Annotated in this window: 18 protein-coding genes; 16 read left to right on the top strand and 2 right to left on the bottom strand. The window is 57.5% G+C overall.

Features of this window, described 5'->3' with window-relative positions; genetic code table 11:
* Positions 1-7 precede the first annotated feature (7 nt).
* Together U1140_RS01545 and U1140_RS01540 are read right to left on the bottom strand one after the other, a co-directional pair.
* Positions 8-577 carry a YbjN domain-containing protein gene (locus tag U1140_RS01545; protein WP_369845690.1) on the bottom strand — a complete coding sequence of 190 codons (570 nt, stop codon included), beginning with the start codon at positions 575-577 and terminating at the stop codon, positions 8-10.
* Between the two features lie 122 nt (positions 578-699).
* Entirely contained in the window at positions 700-2070 is a 1371-nt protein-coding gene (locus U1140_RS01540) for a TIGR01777 family oxidoreductase (protein WP_369845689.1), read from the bottom strand.
* A 119-nt stretch (positions 2071-2189) separates the two neighbouring features.
* Between U1140_RS01540 and pyrR the strand changes: the two genes are divergently transcribed.
* The 16 genes from pyrR to U1140_RS01460 all read left to right on the top strand — a co-directional run bounded on the left by pyrR (position 2190) and on the right by U1140_RS01460 (position 22031).
* On the top strand, positions 2190-2795 hold the full coding sequence (gene pyrR, locus U1140_RS01535) for a bifunctional pyr operon transcriptional regulator/uracil phosphoribosyltransferase PyrR (RefSeq protein ID WP_369845688.1): 606 nt from the start codon (positions 2190-2192) through the stop codon (positions 2793-2795).
* A gap of 2 nt (positions 2796-2797) precedes the next feature.
* On the top strand, positions 2798-3733 hold the full coding sequence (locus U1140_RS01530; RefSeq protein ID WP_369845687.1) for an aspartate carbamoyltransferase catalytic subunit: 936 nt from the start codon (positions 2798-2800) through the stop codon (positions 3731-3733).
* Positions 3734-3832: 99 nt separating this feature from the next.
* The gene (locus U1140_RS01525; protein WP_369845686.1) at positions 3833-5305 is read left to right on the top strand and encodes a dihydroorotase; all 1473 of its coding nucleotides are present in this window, start codon (positions 3833-3835) and stop codon (positions 5303-5305) included.
* Positions 5306-5321: 16 nt separating this feature from the next.
* Positions 5322-6545: a glutamine-hydrolyzing carbamoyl-phosphate synthase small subunit gene (gene carA, locus U1140_RS01520; RefSeq protein ID WP_369845685.1), complete on the top strand. Its 1224-nt coding sequence runs from the start codon at positions 5322-5324 to the stop codon at positions 6543-6545.
* Positions 6546-6547: 2 nt separating this feature from the next.
* Positions 6548-9883, top strand: a complete 3336-nt coding sequence (carB, locus tag U1140_RS01515; RefSeq protein WP_369845684.1) for a carbamoyl-phosphate synthase large subunit — start codon at positions 6548-6550, stop codon at positions 9881-9883.
* Positions 9873-10736 carry an orotidine-5'-phosphate decarboxylase gene (pyrF, locus tag U1140_RS01510; RefSeq protein ID WP_369845683.1) on the top strand — a complete coding sequence of 288 codons (864 nt, stop codon included), beginning with the start codon at positions 9873-9875 and terminating at the stop codon, positions 10734-10736. The genes carB and pyrF overlap by 11 nt, the downstream gene beginning before the upstream one ends.
* A 294-nt stretch (positions 10737-11030) precedes the next feature.
* A complete protein-coding gene (gene mihF / locus U1140_RS01505; RefSeq protein ID WP_306516123.1) occupies positions 11031-11354 on the top strand; it encodes an integration host factor, actinobacterial type in 324 nt (107 codons plus the stop codon).
* A gap of 5 nt (positions 11355-11359) precedes the next feature.
* Positions 11360-11929 (top strand): guanylate kinase, encoded by a 570-nt coding sequence (gene gmk / locus U1140_RS01500; RefSeq protein WP_369845682.1) that lies wholly within the window; start codon positions 11360-11362, stop codon positions 11927-11929.
* 124 nt (positions 11930-12053) lie between these two features.
* Positions 12054-12335: a DNA-directed RNA polymerase subunit omega gene (rpoZ, locus tag U1140_RS01495; RefSeq protein WP_369845681.1), complete on the top strand. Its 282-nt coding sequence runs from the start codon at positions 12054-12056 to the stop codon at positions 12333-12335.
* A 380-nt stretch (positions 12336-12715) separates the two neighbouring features.
* Entirely contained in the window at positions 12716-12853 is a 138-nt protein-coding gene (locus tag U1140_RS01490) for a hypothetical protein (protein WP_369845680.1), read from the top strand.
* Entirely contained in the window at positions 12853-14475 is a 1623-nt protein-coding gene (locus U1140_RS01485; RefSeq protein WP_369845679.1) for a sodium:solute symporter family protein, read from the top strand. The genes U1140_RS01490 and U1140_RS01485 overlap by 1 nt, the downstream gene beginning before the upstream one ends.
* 66 nt (positions 14476-14541) lie before the next feature.
* The gene (coaBC, locus tag U1140_RS01480) at positions 14542-15807 is read left to right on the top strand and encodes a bifunctional phosphopantothenoylcysteine decarboxylase/phosphopantothenate--cysteine ligase CoaBC (protein ID WP_369845894.1); all 1266 of its coding nucleotides are present in this window, start codon (positions 14542-14544) and stop codon (positions 15805-15807) included.
* Positions 15808-16011: 204 nt separating this feature from the next.
* Positions 16012-17247, top strand: a complete 1236-nt coding sequence (metK, locus tag U1140_RS01475; RefSeq protein WP_369845678.1) for a methionine adenosyltransferase — start codon at positions 16012-16014, stop codon at positions 17245-17247.
* Positions 17248-17253: 6 nt separating this feature from the next.
* Complete coding sequence (locus U1140_RS01470; RefSeq protein ID WP_369845677.1) at positions 17254-19290, top strand: primosomal protein N'; 2037 nt, start codon at positions 17254-17256, stop codon at positions 19288-19290.
* A gap of 69 nt (positions 19291-19359) precedes the next feature.
* Positions 19360-20319 carry a methionyl-tRNA formyltransferase gene (gene fmt, locus U1140_RS01465; protein ID WP_369845676.1) on the top strand — a complete coding sequence of 320 codons (960 nt, stop codon included), beginning with the start codon at positions 19360-19362 and terminating at the stop codon, positions 20317-20319.
* Positions 20316-22031 carry an RsmB/NOP family class I SAM-dependent RNA methyltransferase gene (locus U1140_RS01460; RefSeq protein ID WP_369845675.1) on the top strand — a complete coding sequence of 572 codons (1716 nt, stop codon included), beginning with the start codon at positions 20316-20318 and terminating at the stop codon, positions 22029-22031. The genes fmt and U1140_RS01460 overlap by 4 nt, the downstream gene beginning before the upstream one ends.
* Positions 22032-22217: the final 186 nt, after the last annotated feature.

The following is a 22217-nucleotide window of genomic DNA, read 5'->3' as shown; positions in this document are numbered from 1 at the left end:
GCCACTCCTAGTTCTGCTCACTGGCGTCGTTGTCGCTCGGCAGGTTGGCGTCCGCGCCCGTATCTGCGTGTTCGTGGTTGTCTTTCCACGTGACAGCATCAGGGAATTGCTTTTCCAATGCTTGGAATGATTCCACAACTGCATCGAGCGTGCTCAGCAAGAATGCGCCCAGCTGATTGCGGGTCATGCCTGCACTCACGTCGGCTTCCCGTACGGCAGAAATTGCCAGCGAGTTCTCGCCTTGTTCAAAAAAGCGCAGCGTAGGGGCAAATTGTGCCTGGTTCCACGAGTTGGTGACGGCGAGCACGTCGACGGCCGCGCTGGTGCTCAATTCGCCGCGCCACAGCGAATCTGTGATGAGCATATTCTGGCGCACGCTAATGGCAATTGCGGCATTGCTGAATCCAGTGCGTACCACCTTCAGTGTGCTGCCATCTGGCAGTTCTTGCTCTTCGAAGCGGTAGCGTAATTGTTCCGCTTCAAAGATCTCGCCGATACGCTCAAAAGTTACCTCGGCGATGTCGTCAACGGTTTCCGCTGGGCGCTCTGTAGCGTCCGGCGTGGACTGATTCGTCATCTGCTTTTCCAATCGCGGTTGGTTTTCTACTAACCCTTGCCACCGTACCGGTAAATCGCCCGCGGATTCATGGATGAAGCCCGTTTCGTTTGCTCCTTCGCGGTTGGCACACTCCGTCGGAACTAGGCGCCGGCAGCAGAGCAGAGCTGTTCTCCACCAAGTTCGTGCGCCAGGGCGGTGGAAATAGTCTCGAAGCGGAATTGGTGGCCAAGTTTGGAAATTTTCGCGCTGGAAACCCGCTGATCGGCCAGCGCTAGTTCACGTGCTCCTTCTTTGCCCAGCAAGAGCTTCGGTCCGAATGCTGGGATCGGCAAAAGCGTGGGACGGTTGAGCTCTGCGCCGAGCGCCCTCGCCAGGTCTTTGTTCAGCAGCGGGGTAGGCGCAACCGCGTTAATGGGGCCGGTGATTCGCGTGTCGATGGTCGCTCGAGTGTAAATATCGGTGAGGTCGTCGAGAGCAATCCAGCTGAACCAGAAGTTCCCGTCACCAAAACTGCCACCCAAGCCTGTAGAAAACAGTGCTTTCAGCAGGGGTAATAGCCCCGAGCCACCGGATAATGCAACGCCGGTGCGGATATTAACCACGCGGACGCCGGCATCACGGGCTGGCTGGCAGGCTGCTTCCCAATCGGTGACGACGTCGGCAAGAAAACCGTCGCCACGCTCTGAGTCTTCAGCTAAAATCTCCGCGCCGCGTTCTGGGCCGTAAAAACCGATGGCTGAGGCACACACAAAGGCCTTAACCGACGCGGAATCTGCGACGAGGCGGGCGAGTTTGTAGGTTGGATCGACCCGTGATTCGCGGATTTCTTTTTTGTGTGAATCATTAAACCGGCCAAAAATTGGTTCCCCGGCCAGGTGAACCAATACATCCACGCCGCTGAGTAGGTGGGAGGAAGGATATTCGGTATTCCAGTGGCGTTGCCCTTCCTTGGCTTCGCCGCGCACAAGTTCGATGACACGATGCCCGGCAGTCGTTAACTGTGCCCGCAAACTGCGTCCGACTGAGCCGTGAGCGCCGGTCATAGCGATCACCAGAGGTGTGCCCGGTGTAATAGAGCCGTCTGGACTAAGCGAACGCAGGAAATTGAGGTCAGATACTAGTTGGCGCTGCCGGTAGGCGAACATTGGTCGCAACAAGCTGGCAGGTGCACGCGTGTGCACGGTATCGGTAATCAGTGTGGTCTCGGGTTGTACACCATCTGCGAAGTGGTGGTCATGGCGCCATTGCGCTAGTTGTCTAATTGGGGAATTTAAACAGACATCAGAAAAAGAGACCTCGGGCTGGTACCGGGTCAGATCATGGCGCGCGATCCATTTCAGACCCGCCGGCAGCCGGAATACCGTCGTGCCGTCGGCAAGACTCGCGGCTTCGGTGTGTGCCGTCATGGCGAGAAACGGCGGTGTTAAGCGGCTGATTGCTCCCGGCCGGGTATGCCAGTCCCACACCAGCGAACGTGGTGCGGGAACGAGATGTTGGGCGGAAAAGCTCACGCGCGTAATCCTTAGTGCTAGACTGAAGCGGTGTCTCTATCATAGACCCAATCAACTCAACCATGAATGCAATCGGCATCCTTTAAAGTCCGCACAGAGAGGCGGGGAAGGAGGGCACGATGACTGTGGAACAACCGTCCGTGGAGCAAGCAGACTCGACTGAATTGTTGAATGCTGCTGCGATTTCGCGCACGATCGCACGCATCGCGCACCAGATCATTGAGAAAAACGCCATTGGTTCGCCAGACTCGGCACCGGTGATTTTGCTCGGCATCCCTTCGGGTGGTGTGCCATTGGCAGAAAACCTCGCAGAAAAAATCCAGGAATTTTCCGGCTCGGCTGTCGCGACCGGTGCTTTGGACGTCACCCTGTATCGCGATGATTTGCGCTCGAAACCACACCGGGCGTTGAAGCCCACGACGATTCCGCGCGGCGGTATCGATGACGCGATTGTCGTGCTTGTCGACGACGTCCTGTTTTCGGGTCGTACGATTCGCGCGGCTCTCGACGCAATGTCTGATATCGGCCGCCCGCGCGCAATTCAACTTGCTGTGTTAGTCGATCGCGGCCACCGCGAGTTGCCCATCCGCGCTGATTTCGTCGGCAAGAATCTGCCGACGGCGCGAGCAGAAGACATCACCGTGTTGAATGCGGATATCGACGGACGTGACTCGGTGATTTTGTCTCGCCGACTCCGTGAATCTGCACAAGCGGGAGGGGAGTAAACGTGAAGCACCTATTGTCGATCGCAGATCTGAGCGCGGACGAAATTACGGGTTTGTTGGATGAAGCCGAGCGTTTTTCGGAAGCCTTGGCTGACCGCGACGTAAAGAAGCTCCCGACGCTGCGTGGGCGTACGATTTATACATTGTTCTATGAAAACTCCACGCGTACTCGTTCGTCGTTCGAGACTGCGGGCAAGTGGATGAGCGCAGATGTGATCAACTTGTCGGCCTCATCGTCTTCGGTGTCCAAGGGCGAATCACTGCGTGATACTGGGCTGACGTTGGCTGCTATCGGTGCTGATGCGATCATTACCCGGCACCCATCGTCGGGCGCAGCGCAATTGTTGGCGAACTGGGTCGATACCGATGGCACGGGACCATCGGTCATTAACGCAGGTGACGGCGCACACCAGCACCCCACTCAGGCACTGTTGGATGCGATGACGTTGCGCCAGCATCTGGGAGAAATTGCTGGTCGCCGCGTGGTTATCGTCGGCGATTGCCTGCACTCGCGGGTGGTGCGCTCCAACGTCGATTTGTTGTCGACGATGGGCGCAGACGTCGTGCTTGTCGCTCCGCAGACGTTGTTGCCGCATGGGGTGGAGCACTGGCCGGTGCGCACTAGTCATGATTTCGACGGCGAACTTGCTGGCGCCGATGCTGTGATGATGCTGCGCGTACAAAAAGAGCGCATGAATGGTGGGTTTTTCCCCTCGCACCGCGAATATGCCACCTATTACGGTCTATCCAAGGATCGTGCGGCATTATTGCGCGATGATGCGATCATTATGCACCCAGGGCCGATGCTCCGCGGTATGGAAATCAACTATGACGTCGCGGATTACCCGAATACCGTGGTTTTAGGCCAGGTGAACAATGGTGTGCACATGCGCATGGCTGTGCTGTTTACCTTGCTAGCCGGAGCCAGCGCGGGATAGGCAACGCGAGGCCAATCCACTATGAGTGAACAACGGAACGTAAAAGCGGTACAAGCGAATGAGCCAGCGCACAATTCGCAGAACACAGGGGAATCCACCATGACTACTCACCAGAACCCGTCTCAGGGATCAGAGCCGACGCCGACGCACGAATCATATCCACCGACGGGCACCTTGCGTCCGGCGGAAGGCCGGAGCTTGCTGCTGCACAACGTCCGCCCGTATGGCGAGGGCGATCCGGTTGATGTTTTGCTTTCCGACGGCCGCATCAGTGCGATCGAAACCACCGGCTCGGAATCCGCTGCCCAATTAGCGGCTGATGACAAGCGCGATTTGGGCGGAAAAGTCTTGTTGCCTGGTTTGGTAGATATGCATGTTCATCTGCGTGAACCTGGCAGGGAAGATACGGAAACGATTGCGAGCGGTTCCGAGGCGGCTGCACGCGGTGGTTTCACCGCCGTGTTTACCATGGCGAATACCCAACCGGTGACTGACCAACCAGTGATCGCAGAGTCAGTGTGGTACAAGGGCCAACAGCATGGCGTCTGTGATGTTCACCCGGTGGGGTCGATTTCGCAAGGTCTACAGGGCAAACAGCTCACGGAATTTGGCATGCTCGCCCGCAGCGCAGCGAAAGTCCGTATGTTTTCCGATGACGGCAAATGCGTCAATGACCCGCAACTGATGCGACGGGCCTTGGAATATGCCAAAGGCCTTAATGTGTTGATCGCCCAGCACGCCGAAGATCACCGCATGACGGCGACTGCAGTGGCTCACGAGGGTGCGACTGCGGCCCAGCTCGGTTTGTCTGGCTGGCCGCGCGTGGCGGAAGAATCCATCGTCGTGCGTGATGCGCTGCTCGCCCGCGACTACGGTAACCGGGTACACATTTGCCATGCGTCGACTGCCGGAGCCGTGGAATTACTGCGCTGGTCGAAGCAACACGAGATCCCGATTACTGCTGAAGTCACTCCACACCACCTTCTGCTGCACGACGAAAAGCTGCGCACCTACGACGGCATTTTCCGCGTAAATCCGCCCCTGCGGGAAGAAAGCGACACCCTCGCACTGCGCCAGGCTTTGATTGATGGCGTGATTGACTGCGTGGCCACCGACCATGCTCCGCACGGCAGCGAAGATAAATGCGTCGAGTTTGAGCACGCAAAGCCCGGCATGTTGGGCCTGGAATCATCGCTGGCTGTGATCGCCCAGATATTCGTAGAATCCGGTCTCGCAGACTGGCGCTTCGTCGCCCGCGTCATGTCTGAGCGGCCAGCAGAAATCACTCGGCTTCCGGATCATGGTCGCCCGATTGCGGTGGGTGAGCCTGCCAATCTGACCGTGGTGGACCCACACTATCCGTGGACGTCGAAAGCCGATGAGTTTGCCTCGAAATCTCGCAATAACCCGTATGAAGGCTATGAATTCGGTGCGAAGGTCACCCACACCATTTTGCGTGGTGGCTTGAGTTTCGAGCTCGCGACCGCGGAGCCGAGCAACAGCGCCAGAGCACAGAGCACTAGCGACCCAACACAGAAACCAGAAACCCCACAGAAACCACAGGAATCCTAAGCGAAAGGCCTAAGCAGTGAATTTCTCTTCACCCCGTAGCTACCCAGCGGAGACAATCCCAGCGGTGCTCGTCCTTGCCGACGGCAGCGTTTTTAGCGGCAGTGGCTTCGGTGCTACCGGCAAAAACCTCGGCGAGGCGGTCTTTACGACGGCCATGACGGGCTATCAAGAAACCATGACCGACCCGTCATACCACCGCCAGATCGTTGTTACGGCAGCACCACACATCGGAAATACCGGTTGGAATGATGAAGATGATGAATCTCATGACGGCCGCATCTGGGTCGCTGGCCTGGTCGTACGCGATCTGGCGCACCGAGTATCCAACTGGCGTGCAACGAGTTCTCTGCCGGAAGAAATGGAAAAACAGGGCATCATCGGAATTTCCGGGATCGATACCCGCACGGTGGTACGCAGGTTGCGTGATCATGGCTCCGTCAAAGCCGGTATTTTCTCTGGCGAGCAGGCGCTACGCCCACACGCCGAGCTCATCGAAGAAGTCCAGAACCAAGCCGACATGGCTGGCGCAGACCTTGCGGGGGAAGTCTCCGTCGACAAAAGCTATACGGTTTCTGCGGTAGGCGAGACCAAACACCGTATCGTGGCTTTCGATATGGGTATTAAAACTGCCACGCCACGCAATTTTGCCCAGCGCGGTATCGAAACGGTCGTCGTACCCGCTGGTACCAGTTTCGCGGAGATTCAGCAGTTGAATCCGGACGGCGTGTTCATCTCGAATGGTCCGGGAGATCCAGCCGCCGCCGATGAGATGGTTGCTATTCTGCGAGAGATTTTGGCGGCGAAGATTCCGTTCTTCGGCATTTGTTTCGGCAACCAGTTGTTGGGACGGGCACTCGGCTTGGATACCTACAAGATGAAGTTCGGCCACCGCGGTATCAACGTCCCGGTTATCCACCATGAGACCGGCAAGATTGATATCACCTCGCAAAATCACGGCTTCGCCCTGGCTGCTCCCGGTAACGCGACCACCGTCGCCGTCGACAGTGGCGATGATGAGCGCGCTTTTTCCACTGAGTTTGGTCCAGCGCTGATCACCCACACGTGCCTGAATGATGGCACCGTTGAAGGCGTGGCACTGCGCAGCGGATTAGCATATTCGGTGCAATACCACCCCGAGTCGGCCGCCGGCCCACATGATGCACACCCACTATTTGATCAATTCCTTACATTGCTTGATGAACACGGCCGCAATAAGAACAGCCAGGAAAGGAAAGCTTAGTTATGCCCAAGCGCTCTGATATTCACCACGTCCTGGTCATTGGTTCCGGACCTATCGTTATCGGTCAAGCCTGCGAATTTGACTACTCCGGTACCCAGGCGTGCCGCGTACTGAAATCCGAAGGGTTGCGGGTGACTTTGGTGAACTCGAACCCGGCGACGATCATGACTGATCCGGAATTCGCGGATGCCACCTATGTGGAACCGATTGAGACGGAATACATCGAAAAGATCATCAACAAAGAACGCGCCGGCGGTCACCCGATTGACGCTGTGCTCGCAACACTCGGTGGACAGACCGCGCTGAATGCGGCGATCCAGCTAGATCGCGCTGGAATTTTGGACAAGCACGGCATCGAACTCATTGGTGCAGACATCGACGCCATCGAGCGTGGTGAAGACCGACAGAAGTTTAAAGATATCGTCGAGAAGGTCGGCGGTGAATCTGCGCGTTCGGAAGTCTGTTACACGATGGACGAAGTCCACGCCTGCGTCGAGCGTTTGGGTCTGCCGGTTGTCGTGCGTCCGTCGTTCACAATGGGCGGATTAGGTTCTGGTCTCGCCTATAACTATGAGGATTTGGACCGCATTGCTGGTGGCGGTATCGCTGCCTCACCGGATGCAAACGTTCTGATCGAAGAATCCATTCTTGGATGGAAAGAATTCGAACTGGAGCTGATGCGCGATGGCGACGACAACGTTGTGGTCATTGCTTCGATCGAAAACGTCGATGCGCTGGGTGTGCACACCGGTGACTCTGTGACGGTAGCACCAGCGTTGACGTTGACGGACCGGGAATTCCAGAAGATGCGCGATTTGGGCATCGACATCATCCGCGAGGTTGGCGTCGATACCGGTGGATGCAATATCCAGTTCGCGATCAACCCTGACGATGGTCGCATCATCGTCATCGAGATGAACCCACGCGTGTCTCGCTCGTCGGCGTTGGCGTCGAAAGCCACTGGTTTCCCGATTGCGAAATTGGCTGCCAAACTGGCGATCGGTTATTCGCTGGACGAGGTCACCAATGACATCACCGGAACCACCCCTGCAGCGTTCGAACCCACGCTGGACTATGTCATCGTGAAAGCACCTCGGTTTGCGTTCGAAAAATTCCCGGGTGCGGATGACACCTTGACCACCACCATGAAATCGGTGGGCGAAGCGATGGGCATTGGCCGTAACTACATCCAGGGCTTGAACAAAGTCATGCGCTCGTTGGAATCTAAACCATTTGGATTGTGGACGGTTCCTGATGAGGTAATCGCTGGCGAGGCCACCAAGGTCTCGGAAGTTCTGGATCGGCTGCGCCGTCCAACCGCAGGCCGCATGTACGATGTCGAGTTGGCCCTACGCTGGGGTGCGAGCGTCGATGCTGTCCATGAAGCCTCCGAAATCGATCCGTGGTTTATCGCTGAGCTGGAACACCTCGTCGAATTCGGCAATTTCTTGCGCACTGCGCCAGTCTTAGACGAACGACTGCTGCGCCAAGCCAAAGTCATGGGTCTTTCCGACGCCCAGATCGCTGCCTTGCGCCCAGAGTTCGCTGGTGAAGACGGTGTGCGTTCGTTGCGGTGGAGCCTGGGAATCCGCCCGGTTTATAAGACAGTGGATACGTGTGCCGGCGAATTCGAAGCCCACACCCCGTATCACTATTCCGCGTACGAATATGACCCGAATGCAGAATCCGAGGTTTCGGAACAGCGCGACAAAGATAAGGTCATCATTCTCGGCTCCGGGCCGAACCGTATTGGGCAGGGCATCGAGTTTGACTATTCCTGTGTGCACGCGGCACTCGAGCTTTCGCGCATCGGCTACGAAACCGTCATGGTCAACTGCAACCCAGAGACTGTCTCCACAGACTATGACACCGCCGATCGTCTCTACTTTGAGCCGTTGACCTTTGAAGACGTCATGGAGGTCTACCACGCAGAATCTCAGTCCGGAAACGTCGCCGGTGTGATTGTGCAACTCGGTGGACAGACCCCACTTGGTTTGGCTGAGCGGCTCGAAGCTGCAGGCGTTCCAGTGGTCGGCACCAGCCCAGAGGCCATCAACAATGCAGAAGACCGTGGAGTGTTCGGCAAGGTTTTGGCCAAAGCGCAACTGCCGGCACCAGATTTCGGTACTGCTACCTCGTACGCAGAAGCTCGGGAAGTCGCCGCTCAGATCGGCTACCCAGTCTTGGTACGTCCGTCGTATGTGCTCGGTGGCCGTGGCATGGAAATCGTCTACGACGAAGTGAGCTTGGAAAACTACATCGAGCGCGCAACCGAACTCAGCGAAGACCACCCGGTATTGGTTGACCGGTTCTTGGATTCCGCGATCGAGATCGACGTGGATGCTCTGTGCGATGGCGACGAGGTCTACTTGGCTGGTGTAATGGAGCACATCGAAGAAGCTGGTATTCACTCCGGTGACTCGTCGTGTGCACTGCCACCGATGACACTGGGGCCAGAAGACATCGATAAAGTTCGGGAATCCACCAAGGCCTTGGCCCACGGCATTGGTGTGCGAGGATTGATCAACGTCCAGTTTGCCTTGAAAGACGACATTTTGTACGTCATCGAGGCGAACCCGCGGGCTTCACGCACCGTGCCTTTTGTCTCCAAAGCCACCGGTGTGCCACTGGCGAAGGCCGCCGCGCGCATCATGCTGGGCGACAGCTTGCAAGACCTGCGCGCCGAAGGCATGATTCCGACTTCTTACGATGGTGGCTCCCTGCCGTTGGATCACCCGATCGCGGTGAAAGAAGCAGTGATGCCGTTCAAGCGTTTCCGTCGCCCAGACGGCACTCCGCTGGATACGTTGCTGTCGCCGGAGATGAAATCGACCGGTGAGGTTATGGGCTTGGCCGATAATTTCGGCGCAGCCTATGCCAAGGCAGAAACCGCAGCGTTTGGTTGTCCACCACGGCATGGCACTGTGTTTGTTTCAGTGGCCAACCGCGACAAGCGCACCCTGATTGTGCCGATCCAGCGTTTGGCCTCGCTCGGGTTCAACCTCGTGGCGACGGCAGGCACCGCGCAGATGTTGCGTCGTAATGGAATCGAGTGCGAGATTGCCCACAAGGCGTCTGCAATCCGTGCTGGCAATGTTGAGGGTAAATCGATTGTCGATTTGATCACCGAAGGTCATATCGACCTGATCTTGAATACCCCGGCTGGTTCTTCCGGCGCGCGCCACGATGGGTATGACATCCGTACTGCCGCGATTTCTGTTGGCATCCCCGCGGTGACCACCGTGCAAGGCATTACCGCAGCGGTACAAGGCATCGAAGCACTGCGCGGAGATGAACTGACCGTGCGCAGCTTGCAGGAACTCAACCATGGAGAATAGCGCGCAGGATAACAACGTGCGCCAGAGTGCCGCGCCCGTGAGCTTTGGCCAACGGTTACGGGAGCGTGCTGCACAGCGTGGTAGATTGTGCGTCGGCATTGACCCACACGCCGGTTTGCTACGTGATTGGGGGCTTGCCGACGACGTGGCTGGACTGCGGGAGTTCTCGCAGCGTTGCGTCGCTGCGTTCGCAGATGTTGCCTGCGTCGTCAAGCCCCAGGTGGCATTTTATGAACGCTTCGGTGCTGCGGGCTTCGCCGTGCTGGAAGAGACACTGCGTGACTTACGCGGCGCCGGTGCTCTGGTGATCGCAGACGCCAAACGTGGAGACATCGGTTCCACGATGGCCGGTTATGCCTCGGCATGGTTGGATCCGGCATCGCCGCTGCGCGCTGATGCCGTGACAGTGGCTCCGTACCTCGGATTAGGTGCGCTGGATCCGGCGTTTACTGCGGCGCGCGAAACCGGTACTGGCGTTTTCGTGTTGGCGGCAACGTCGAACCCAGAAGCAGTAGAGTTCCAGAACTTCCGCCGTAATGATGGCACGAGCCTGGCGCAGCACGTGGTGGACTATTGCCGAGAATTTAATTCGGCACATGACGACGGCGTGCTGGGGGTCGTGGTGGGCGCAACTTTGCAGAATCCACCAGATTTACAGGGCTTCAACGGCCCAGTACTCATGCCGGGAGTTGGCGCACAAGGCGGAACTGTGGCTGATATCGCACGCATTGCCGCTGACACCGAGAACTGGGCTTTCCCGAATGTCTCACGTAGTGTTCTCGCGGCAGGACCAGATGTTGCTGACCTGCGTAAAGCAGCACTTGAGCAGGCATCGAAGTTTCCGGGCAGCTGACTTTCCAGGCGCGCATAATGCAGCCGCAATAAAGCGGTGGCCCGGTGCCGAGTTTGGTCCGTTCAGCTCTGTGACGTCGCGAAATACGTAGCGGGCAGATCCGCAAAATCGCGGAATGCCTGGTTACGGTGTTAAGATATGCAAAAAGCAGATGATGCTGTGTACGTCGGCAGCCAGTGAGCCAGTCGCACGTACATGGGCAGCGTCAAAGCTCTATAATTCCCATTCGGGCGGCGACTGCTAGAGTTGCCGTTGAAAACAACCCTAAACCCACATTGAATCGGAGGAATCCACGTGGCCCTTCCACAGTTGACCGATGAGCAGCGTAAAGAAGCCCTGGCTAAGGCCGCTGAGGCTCGCAAGGCACGCGCAGAGCTCAAAGCTGAATTGAAGCGTGGCGGAACCAACCTCAAGGAAGTTCTCGACAAGGCTGAAACCGATGAGATCATCGGCAAGACCAAGGTCGCCGCTCTCTTGGAGGCTCTGCCAAAGGTAGGCAAGGTCAAGGCTCGTGAAATCATGGAAGATCTGGAGATTGCCCAGACCCGCCGTCTGCGTGGCCTCGGCGAGCGCCAGCGCCGTGCGTTGTTGGATCGCTTCGGCTACTCCGAAAACTAATAACTATGCCCGACGTGACATCACGTGGCCGTTTGGTCGTGCTCGCTGGCCCCACAGCCGTTGGAAAATCCACGGTTGTGAAGCAACTGCGCAATGCCGTCACCGACCTCTACTTCTCAGTCTCGATGACTACGCGGGCTCCTCGTCCTGGTGAGACAGACGGAATTGATTATTATTTCGTCACTCCAGAGCAGTTTCAACAAACCATCGATAACGGCGAAATGCTGGAATGGGCGGAAGTTCATTCCGGATTGCAACGGTCTGGCACACCAGCACAACCCGTGAACGAAGCCCTTGCGCATGGTCGCCCGGTGCTCGTGGAGGTGGATTTGGAAGGTGCGCGCAATGTGAAGGCCAAGATGCCGGAAGCCACGACACTGTTTCTCGCACCGCCATCCTGGGACGTGCTCTGTGATCGATTAAGCAACCGGGGTACCGAGCCGGATGACGTCGTCCGTCGTCGTCTGGAAACCGCCCGGGTCGAGTTGGACGCGCAAGGCGAATTCGATCATATTGTCGTCAACGATGATCTTGACAAGGCCGTAGAAACCATCCGCAATTTTCTGCAGAGCTAGCGGGAGTACAGTGCCTACCAGACGGCTTCTGCCAGGAATGCCATCTACTCAGTTGCTGCGCACACTCTCTGTACTAGCAACGCATAATTTTTCATAATCAACGCGAAAAGGGGTTGGTCTCGTAGTGACTACCGAGTCCACGAAAACTGACAGCGTCTTCGATACGCCCGAAGGCATCACGGATCCACCGATCGACGAGTTGCTGAAGAAGGTTTCGTCGAAGTACGCTCTGGTAATTTTTGCTGCCAAGCGCGCTCGTCAGATCAACAGTTATTACCAGGAACAAGACGAAGGTGTCTTCGAATTCGTTGGACCACTGGTAACCCCAGAGCCAGGCGAGAAGCCATTGTCGCTGTCCTTGCGTGAGATCGAAGAAGGGCTGCTTGATCACGAGGAAGCCCGCTAGTTCGTGTTCGTCAGCGTGTAAGTAATCTCTCATGCTGCACAGCGCCGTGCATCTCACACGGCCGCATTTTAACCAGCGCTGCGCGCTTGGCCGAAAGTTTGTTTCCCACCCTCCGCACGCGGATGGGTGGGTTTTTCTGTGTCATGCCGTGCGCGTAGCTTCCCGCCGGCGCTGCAACCCGCAAAGCCTGGCGCAGATGCGTCGTCGACTGCTCCAGCCGAGCTCCACAGCGCCAAGGCTGTGTTCCGGTTTGGGGGTAGGGAGGGTGTCAACGCTGGTATTCGTGTGTGAGAAACCTGACAAATCCCTAACAATGCGCTAGGCTCGCATTGTTTTGTACGACGAGTTATTGGATGACCAGTTTGTGAATGGAGTGATGAATGCTCGAACTGCTATTTCCCAGCATTTTGCACATCGTGGTGTTTAGTATCGGACTCGGCTTGGCATATTGGAAGCTGAATTCGGAACTCAAAAACGCCCAGCGCACCACCGAGAAGAAGGGGGAGGCTGAGAAATAGTGGATACTTTTACCATCACTGTCATCCTCTCGTTTATTGGATTTTTGGTAGTCGGAATTTGGGTGAGCCGGGGGATCAGCAATAAAAACGACTACTTTGTTGCTGGCCGTAACGTCGGGGTGTTGTTCATCGTCGGCACCCTGGTTGCCTCATTTCTGTCAACCGTTGCGCTGATGGGTGAAGCCGGGATGGCCTACGACGGCTTCCCGTGGCCAATTCTGCTGCTTGGCGTGATGTCCAAAATGGGCTACCTCGCCGGCGTGGTGCTGTTCGGTCGGTATTTGCGTGATTCAGAGGCACTGACGATCCCGGAATTTTTCGGGAAACGATTTAATTCGTCACGCTTGCGCGGGCTTGCTGGCGCCTCGGTGCTGGTGGGTATGGGCTTGTACCTGGTCACTGTCACCCGTGGCCTTGCCGTCGTCATCGAGGCGATTCTTGGAATCGATGGTTTCTGGGCAGTATTTATTACCTGGGTCGCTTTCACCATTTTCACGGTGCTCTCGGGTTCCAAGGGCGTGATCATTACCGACACGATGATGTTCTTCTTCTTCATCATCGGTGGTGTCCTGGGATCTATCGCGATATTCCGGGAAGCCGGCGGAGTACGGGAGGCTTTCACCAAACTCGCTGCCGATCCGACGCTGCGTGAGGGATTGCTCTGGCATGGCCAAGTGGAGGGCCCGGGCGAGCGCCTGAACTCCATCGGCGAGGCCTTGATTTATATCTTCACTTTCGGTCTCGTGTGGGCCTTTGTCACCGCGGTGAGCCCGTGGCAGGCTTCGCGTTACATGATGGCAAAATCTAGCCATACCGCGATTCGCGCTGGCATCATCACGCTGCTGATTATCCCGGCTTTCTACCTCTTCATCATGTTTGCCGCCTATGCGGTTAACCTGATTAACCCTGATATCGAGCCAAACTCACAGGTCTTTATCTGGGCTGCGTATAACATCATGCCGACGGCAGTGGGCGTTATTTTGGTGACGGGTATCATTGCCGCCGGTCTGTCCTCAGCCTCGACTTTCTTGTCCCTGGTTGGTTTCAGCGCCGCGCACGACGTCGGACCATTGTTCCGCCGCGGCGAGGGCCTGGACGGTGATGAAACCAAAACCGACAACGTCCGTAGTGCGCGGTGGTCCATGCTCATCGTTGGTGCGATCGCGTTGCTGTTGGCCTACGTTGCTACCCCGAGCGTCTTGGACATCGGATACATGGCAGCGTCGTTCTTTGCTGCCTCCTGGGGCATCGTGGCCTTCGCCTCGACGCAGTCGAAGCGGATCTCTGAGACCGGAGCCTTCTGGGGCATGCTGCTTGGTGGTGTGATCACTTTGATCCTGGAAAGCATCAAGACTTTCGGTGGCGTCGAATGGCCGATGGCTTTCCACCCAGTGTTGTTCGGACTGGCAGCAAGCCTGATCGCGGTGCTGGTGGGCTCGAAGGTCAAGCCTGTGGAACAAAGCTCCTGGCAGTACATTTCTGATCTGAAGCAACGCGTCGAATCTGATGTCACTGTGGAAGAAGTCAAACGCACCAACAAATACATCTACGGTGCAATCGGTTTTATCGCCATCCTGTTCACGGCGGTAGGGTTGTTCTACGTCCCCATTATGAGCCAGTAAACAGGAGCGTCTTCGATGGCAGAAACATCGTCTGAGACACACGCTGCGACACACACAGCGAGCGGCATGGAAACTATTGCAGGCGGCATGCCGAATGTCCCGCACACCCCACGCAACATCATCGTCGGGGTGTGCGGTGGGATCGCGGCGTATAAGTCGTGCCAGATTATCCGTGACTTCGGAGAAGCCGGTGATCATGTCCGCGTGATTCCGACGAATTCTGCACTGCGCTTTGTTGGTGCAGCGACTTTCGAGGCGCTTTCTGGCAACCCAGTGTCCACCACAGTCTTTGACGACGTCGACGAGGTCGCGCATGTGCGTCTCGGGCAAGAGGCTGACGGTATTGTCATCGCTCCGGCGACAGCCGATTTTTTGGCGCGCGTGGCTGGTGGGCGAGCCGACGACCTGTTGGCGGCGACCGTGCTGGTCGCGACCTGCCCCGTGGTCATCGCGCCGGCGATGCACACTGAGATGTGGAATAATCCGGCGACGCAAGCGAACGTGGCAACCTTGCGCGAGCGCGGCATCGTCGTACTCAACCCGGCAGTCGGGCGTTTGACGGGTACCGATTCTGGGGCGGGTCGACTACCAGAACCGGCACACATCGCGGAGATCGCACGCACGGTGTTTTCCGGTGTGTGCATGGATCACAATCTTGATGGGGTCAACGTGCTCATTAGCGCTGGCGGCACCCAGGAAATCATTGATCCCGTTCGGTTCATTGGTAATCGCTCATCCGGTCGCCAGGGTTTCGCCTTGGCGGATATCGCTATCCATCGGGGCGCGAATGTGACTCTCGTTGCTGCCAACAATTCCACGTTGCCGCACCCTCCGGGGGCCACGGTGATTCCCGTGGAAACCACCCAAGAATTACAGCAAGCGATGCATAATCATGCCGAGGGTGCCGATGTCATCATTATGGCAGCGGCGGTCTCGGATTTCCGACCGGCGAAAGCAGCGGAGTTCAAGATGAAAAAGTCTCATGACGACTCTGCCTTGCACCAGTTGGAGATGACAGAAAACCCAGATGTATTAGCCGGGCTGGTGGCTGCTCGGGCGCAGGGCACGTTGTCAGCTAATACCGTCATCATGGGGTTTGCCGCCGAAACCGGTGATGACAGCGGTTCGATTCTGGAATATGCCCGCCAGAAGTTGGAGCGCAAGGGCTGCGATCTTTTGCTGTGCAATGAGGTGGGGCCGGGCAAAGTATTCGGGCAAGCAACTAACCAAGGTTTCCTCTTGGACGCAGACGGCGGAGTGGCTGAGGTTGCTGCTGGCACTAAACATGTGGTCGCTGCGCAGATTTTGGACAAAGTGGCTGTGCAGCTTTAGCTCCTTGCAGGACTAGCATCGTGCAGCTCTAACACCATAGTGGTGGCCAGCTGCCTGCCGCTGTGAATATTAGAGAATTTCCCCATTGCACCTCTAGACCGCTTTGTCTATACTAAGTGTGGTTCCGGTGCGTTCTACCGCACCGTTTCAGTTATTTTTAAATAATTACTGTACGTCGTTGTCTCAGCTGTCTAAGGAATTTTCGTGGCTGCACCCGTTCGCGCAAGCGCCGCCGGCCTGCGCTTGTTTACCTCCGAATCCGTGACCGAGGGTCACCCGGACAAAATTTGCGACGCTATCTCCGATAGCATCCTGGATGCACTGTTGGCGATGGATCAACATGCACGCGTCGCCGTCGAAACACTCGTGACCACCGGGCAGGTGCATGTGGCTGGCGAAGTTCGCACCAGCGCTTATGTCGAAATCCCGCAGCTGGTGCGCAAAACCTTGCTCGATATCGGATTTACCAGCTCCGACGTTGGCTTCGATGGCCGCACCTGCGGTGTCAATATCGCTATTGGCGAACAATCTCAAGAAATCGGTGATGGCGTCGATCGCTCCCACGAGGCACGCTCAGGTTCACAGCTTGACGACGACGATCTCGCAGGCGCCGGCGACCAAGGCTTGATGTTCGGCTACGCGACGAATGAAACACCAGAATTCATGCCATTGCCGATTGCACTGGCGCACCGTTTGTCCCGCCGGCTGACCGAAGTACGTAAGCAAGGAATTGTCGATCACCTTCGTCCTGATGGGAAAACCCAGGTGACTTTCGCTTATAGCGGAAACACCCCATCGCATATCGACACCATCGTGATCTCGACGCAGCATGATCCAGAGGTCAGCCAGGAGTGGCTCGAACAGCAACTGCGCACTCACGTCATCGAGCATGTGATTGCCGAGGCGGGGTTGGATGATTTCTATACCGACGACGTCACTTTGCTCATCAACCCGTCTGGTTCCTTTATTCTCGGTGGCCCCATGGGTGATGCTGGGCTGACCGGACGAAAAATCATCGTCGACACCTACGGCGGCATGGCACGTCACGGTGGTGGAGCATTTTCCGGCAAGGACCCGTCGAAGGTTGACCGTTCTGGAGCGTACGCGATGCGGTGGGTTGCCAAGAACATCGTCGCTGCTGGCCTGGCAGATCGCGCTGAGGTGCAGGTCGCATATGCCATCGGTCGCGCCAATCCGGTGGGTCTTTACGTAGAGACATTCGGTACCGCCCATCACGGCCTCGATAACGAATCCATCCAGGCCGCGGTGGCGCAAACCTTTGATCTGCGTCCAGCGGTGATCATTCGCGAACTGGATTTGCTGCGCCCGATCTACCGCCCGACTGCTGCCTACGGTCATTTTGGCCGCGATGATCTCAACCTGCCCTGGGAACAGACGAACCGCACTGAACAGCTGCGTTCGGCTGCTGGGGTGTCTTAAAACCTCATGGAGCTTGCTCGTCCAGTGGCCTGCGTGCTGCCGCTTTTAGGGCTGGCACATTTGGACCGCGGCTTCGATTATCTGGTTACTGAGCGTGACGACGAGGCCGCGCAGCCGGGAACGCGCGTACGCATCCGTTTTCATGGCAGGCTGGTCGACGGCATCGTCCTAGAACGCCGCGCGCATTCTGATCATGCCGGAAAACTGCGTTACCTCGAGCGGGTTTATTCTGCTCAGGTGGTCTATCCGCCCAACACCGCGCAGCTGGTAGAGGCTTTGGCACAGCGCTATGCAGGCACCCGTGCGGATATCATCCGCAACGCAATACCGCCCCGGCATGCACAAGCAGAAAACGCGGATTTCGCTAGTGCCTGGGAGGATCTCGGCAAACCAGAAGAACCCGACCTTTCTGCCTGGTCACGCTATGTCTACGGGCAGTCATTCGTGGATGCTGTCCTGGCTGGCAAACCCGCGCGTGCTGCGTGGCAGATGACCCCAGCGGAGCCGTGGCCAATGACGCTCGCAGCATTGGCGGCGAAAGCCGCTATCGATGGCGGCGGCGTGCTGCTCGTGGTGCCGGACCAACGCGATGTGGATCGGCTGGAGCAGGCTCTGCGGGAGTATCTCGGGCCGAAGCAAGTAACGGTACTCAACGCGCAATTGGGTGCACAAGCCCGCTACCGCCGTTTTCTTTCTGTTCTCAATGGGCAGTCGCGCGTGGTAATTGGTACACGAAATTCGGCTTTTGCTCCGGTACAGAACTTGCGTTTTGCTGCGGTCATCGATGATGGCGATGAGAATCTCATTGATCCGCGCGCACCCTATACCCACGCCCGTGAAGTGTTGACCACGCGAGCGGCGCTGGAATCGTGTTCGTTGTTGATTGGTGGTTATTCCCGCACCGCAGAAACACAGTTGTTGGTCGAGTCCGGCTGGATGCACAGCCTCGCGGCTGCTCGCGAGCAGGTTCGTGAATCTGCACCGCTGATTCGCGCCGCAGCAGATACTGATTTCGAGCTGGAAAAAGACCCTGGGGCTGCCAAAGCTCGGATACCCAGTCTCGCATTTGCGGCCGCCCGGCGCGCACTCGAAGCCGGCAAACCCGTGCTAATTCAGGTGCCACGGAAAGGCTATATTCCCACTTTGTCGTGCAAGAAATGCCGCCACCCGGCGCGTTGCCGAGTGTGTAACGGACCATTGGGGTTGCCAGGGCAGGATGTGAATGCTGGTTCCACACCGCACGCTAATGCTGCTGAGGCCTCGGTCCCGATTTGTCGCTGGTGCGGGGCAGTACATTCGGCGTTTCGCTGTGGCGAGTGCGGATCACAGCAGCTGCGCGCGGTGGTGCTTGGTGCGCAGCGCACGGCGGAAGAATTGGGACGTGCTTTTCCGTCTACCCGGGTGGTGACCTCGGGCGGTTCCCGGGTATTGGATTCGGTGCCGTCGGCTCCTGTGTTGGTGGTTTCTACTCCCGGTGCGGAGCCTCATGTTGACGGTGGGCGCTATGGTGCGGCGTTATTGCTGGACACGTGGGCGTTGCTCGGACGGCAGGATTTGCGAGCGGCAGAGGAGACGTTGTCGACCTGGATGCACGCGGCAGCGCTTGTCGACGCCCGTGCTGCCGGTGGTACGGTCATCGTCGTCGCAGACGCGGGGCTGCCGACGGTGCAGGCTCTGATCCGCTGGGATCCGATTGGTGCTGCTGCTGCGGAACTCGCTGGTCGGCGGGAAACTAATTTTCCTCCAGCCGTGCATATGGCGGCCATCGATGGGGCAGATGCCAGCCTGGATATGTTCGTCGATCTTGTGGAGTTGCCGCAGGATGCCGAAGTCTTGGGGCCGGTGGACTTGCCGAATTCGACCCGTTTGCCTGGTGAATATGATGAGCAGCGTTTCGGACCACCACAGCGGATTTTGGTGCGCAGCCCGCTGGGGCCGCGTGCCGAGCTTGGAGCAGCATTGCGGGTTGCCGCGATTGCTCGGAGTGTGCGCAAGGATGAGTTGCCCTTACGCATTCAGGTAGACCCTATCCATATCGGTTAGGCTGAATGTTTAGTCTGAGTGTTTAGGCTGTGCGCTCGTAGCGGCCCTTATCAAGGAGTATGGAGGACTATGCGCATTGTTTTTGCTGGCACCCCGGAGCCAGCCGTGGTTGCCCTAGAAGCTTTATTGGATTCGGAGCATGAGATCGTCGGTGTGTTGACCCGCCCGGATGCTCGTAAGGGGCGCGGGCGCAGTCTTGCGCCGTCGCCGGTGGCTGCTCTGGCCCGTGAACGGGACATTCCGGTGTTGACGCCGTCGACTTTGCGTGCGGATAGCGACGATGGGGCGCAGGTTCGTCAGTGGTTGGGTGAGCTTGCGCCAGAGGCTATTGCGGTGGTTGCTTATGGCAAGCTGATCAGCCCGGATTTGTTGCAAGTCGCACGCCACGGGTGGATTAATCTGCATTTTTCTCTGCTGCCACAGTGGAGGGGCGCGGCGCCGGTGCAAGCCGCGATTGCGCATGGCGACGATATCACTGGTGCCAGTACGTTTCGCATTGAAGAAGGCCTGGATACTGGCGATGTGCTGGGAACCGTGACAGAAGCGATTCGCAGCGATGACACCGCTGACGATTTGTTGACGCGCTTGGCTTATTCTGGCTCACAGCTGCTGGTTGCCACGATGGACGGGCTTGCCGACGGCCGCCTGGAAGCGCAACCACAGGTGGGCGAAGCGAGCTACGCGCCGAAGATTTCTGCAGAACAGGCGCACATCGACTGGTCACAACCAGATTTTGCGGTGAATCGGCATATCCGTGCCTATACTCCGGGCCCGGGAGCTTGGACGATGTTGGGCGAGCAGCGGTTGAAAATTTCGCCGGTGCAGCTGGTGGCATCTGATTCGAAAGCTGCGAGCGTACTGGGGGATACGAAACTCGCACCGGGTGAGTTGCATGTATGTAAAAACGACGTCTTCGTTGGAACTGCCACGACACCAGTGCGGCTGGATAAGGTGCAGGCTCCAGGAAAGAAAATGATGGATGCGCCCGCATGGGCGCGAGGTAGCCAACCGGAAGGGATTCTTGCATGAGTTCGTCTACTGGAGGTTTTCGCTCCCGTGCTCGTTCCGGACAACAAGCGGGGGATAAAAGGCAAGAAAAATCGGCCGAGCAAAAGCGCAAGGGCAATCACGGCGAACGTCGTCATGCATCTGCTCGGGGAGGGCACAAGCCACCGCATAATAAGCACCAGGGCAAGCGCCCGGCTGCGGACAAGCGCGTAAGGAACAAGGGGGCACAGGATAGTGCCCAGGTTGCAGGCCTTGACAAGCCCCGTGTGCTGGCTTTTGACGTGCTCAACCGGGTTAGTGACGACGATGCTTATGCCAACTTAGTGTTGCCCAAAAGCTTGCGAGAAGCAGGCCTGAAAGGCAGAGATGCCGCGTTCGCCACGGAGATCACTTACGGGTGCCTGCGTAATCTTGGCATTATCGATACCGTGTTGGGGGATTGCTCATCGCGGGAGCTAGATAGTTTGGCCACGCCGGTGCTGAATGCGCTGCGTCTCGGGGCTTATCAGCTGTTGTTTACCCGGGTGGACAATCACGCGGCGGTCGATACCTCGGTACGTCTCGTAGAATCTGCTGGCCACGATCGAGCAAAAGGGTTTGTCAATGGCATCTTGCGCACGATCGGGCGCACACCTGCGAAGCACTGGATAACCGACCTACGCCCACCAGGGGAACTAGCAGGCCTTGCTTTCGAGCATGCGCACCCAGAATGGGTCGCGCGTTCCTTCAACACAGCGTTGTGGGCAGCGACCCAAGGCCCTCATGACGCCGCTGACGGAGTCGATGCCGACGCCGCTGATGGTGCTGACGCTGGTACTACCGACATCACCCACAACGCAGCACACCCAGCCGAGACACAATTGGCACTAGATACCGTGCACCCAGAGTTGGCAGCAGCGCTCGAGGCCGATTCACAGCGCCCTCTGGTGCATTTGGTTGCGCGGCCCGGAGAAATCAGTGCGGAAGAACTCGCGCTGATGACTGGTGGGGAACAAGGACGATATAGCCCATATGCTGTCTACCTGGAATCCGGGGGAAATCCGGGAGCCTTGGAACCGGTGCAGCAGTCGCTCGCGGCGGTCCAAGATGAAGGATCGCAATTGATCGCCCGAGCACTCGCCGAAGTTGAGCTCAGTGGAACTGATTCCGGCCGTTGGCTGGATCTCTGTGCAGGGCCAGGAGGCAAAGCCGCCTTATTAGGAGCGTTGGCGCGTATCGATGGTGCCACGGTCGACGCCGTGGAGATTTCCCAGCACCGCGCAGAGTTAATCCGGTCGACGGTGAAGGATCTTCCGGTTACGGTGCATGTCGCCGATGGTAGGGACCCGGGATTATCGCCAGGTTACGACCGTGTGCTTGTCGACGCCCCTTGTTCTGGCTTGGGGGCCTTGCGACGGCGCCCGGAAGCACGCTGGAAAAAAGATGATGCCGATATCGCCGAGTTGAATGCCTTGCAAACCCAGCTTGTGCAGTCTGCGCTGCGCTTGGTGCGCCCCGGCGGTGTCGTGGTGTATTCCACGTGCTCACCAGACGTTCGCGAAACGCGGCAGATCGTGGATGCAGTAGTGCAAGCAGAGCAAACGCCACAGGTTACAGAACTACCTGCTGCCACAGTGCTGCCGGAGATGCCCGGTATATCTGCGACTGCAACCACGCTGTCGGCGCAAATGTGGCCACACCGGCATGGAACGGATGCAATGTTTTTTGCCGTCTTGCGACGCGGTGAAGATTAACCCACGCACACGAATCACCGTAGAATAGTAGTTATGTCTGTTCGCGATTCTGCTAGCTCGAGCCCGATAGTTAATCCCTCTGCATCGTCAGTTAACACCACCGCATCGTCAGTTAACACCACCGCATCGTCAGTTAACACCACCGCATCGTCAGTTAACACCACCGCATCGTCAGTTAACACCACC

Source organism: Corynebacterium drakensteinense (assembly GCF_041224285.1).
Classification (GTDB): domain Bacteria; phylum Actinomycetota; class Actinomycetes; order Mycobacteriales; family Mycobacteriaceae; genus Corynebacterium.
Note: the sequence above shows the minus strand (reverse complement) of the source record. Positions and strands in the feature narration are given on the sequence as shown.

Coding starts and splice junctions, on each gene's coding strand:
- fmt (WP_369845676.1), top strand. CDS start 19,360: ATGCGCATTGTTTTTGCTGGCACCCCGGAGCCAGCCGTGGTTGCCCTA.
- U1140_RS01470 (WP_369845677.1), top strand. CDS start 17,254: ATGGAGCTTGCTCGTCCAGTGGCCTGCGTGCTGCCGCTTTTAGGGCTG.
- U1140_RS01525 (WP_369845686.1), top strand. CDS start 3,833: ATGACTACTCACCAGAACCCGTCTCAGGGATCAGAGCCGACGCCGACG.
- pyrF (WP_369845683.1), top strand. CDS start 9,873: ATGGAGAATAGCGCGCAGGATAACAACGTGCGCCAGAGTGCCGCGCCC.
- coaBC (WP_369845894.1), top strand. CDS start 14,542: ATGGAAACTATTGCAGGCGGCATGCCGAATGTCCCGCACACCCCACGC.
- U1140_RS01490 (WP_369845680.1), top strand. CDS start 12,716: ATGCTCGAACTGCTATTTCCCAGCATTTTGCACATCGTGGTGTTTAGT.
- pyrR (WP_369845688.1), top strand. CDS start 2,190: ATGACTGTGGAACAACCGTCCGTGGAGCAAGCAGACTCGACTGAATTG.
- U1140_RS01545 (WP_369845690.1), bottom strand. CDS start 577: ATGACGAATCAGTCCACGCCGGACGCTACAGAGCGCCCAGCGGAAACC.
- U1140_RS01460 (WP_369845675.1), top strand. CDS start 20,316: ATGAGTTCGTCTACTGGAGGTTTTCGCTCCCGTGCTCGTTCCGGACAA.
- gmk (WP_369845682.1), top strand. CDS start 11,360: ATGCCCGACGTGACATCACGTGGCCGTTTGGTCGTGCTCGCTGGCCCC.
- carB (WP_369845684.1), top strand. CDS start 6,548: ATGCCCAAGCGCTCTGATATTCACCACGTCCTGGTCATTGGTTCCGGA.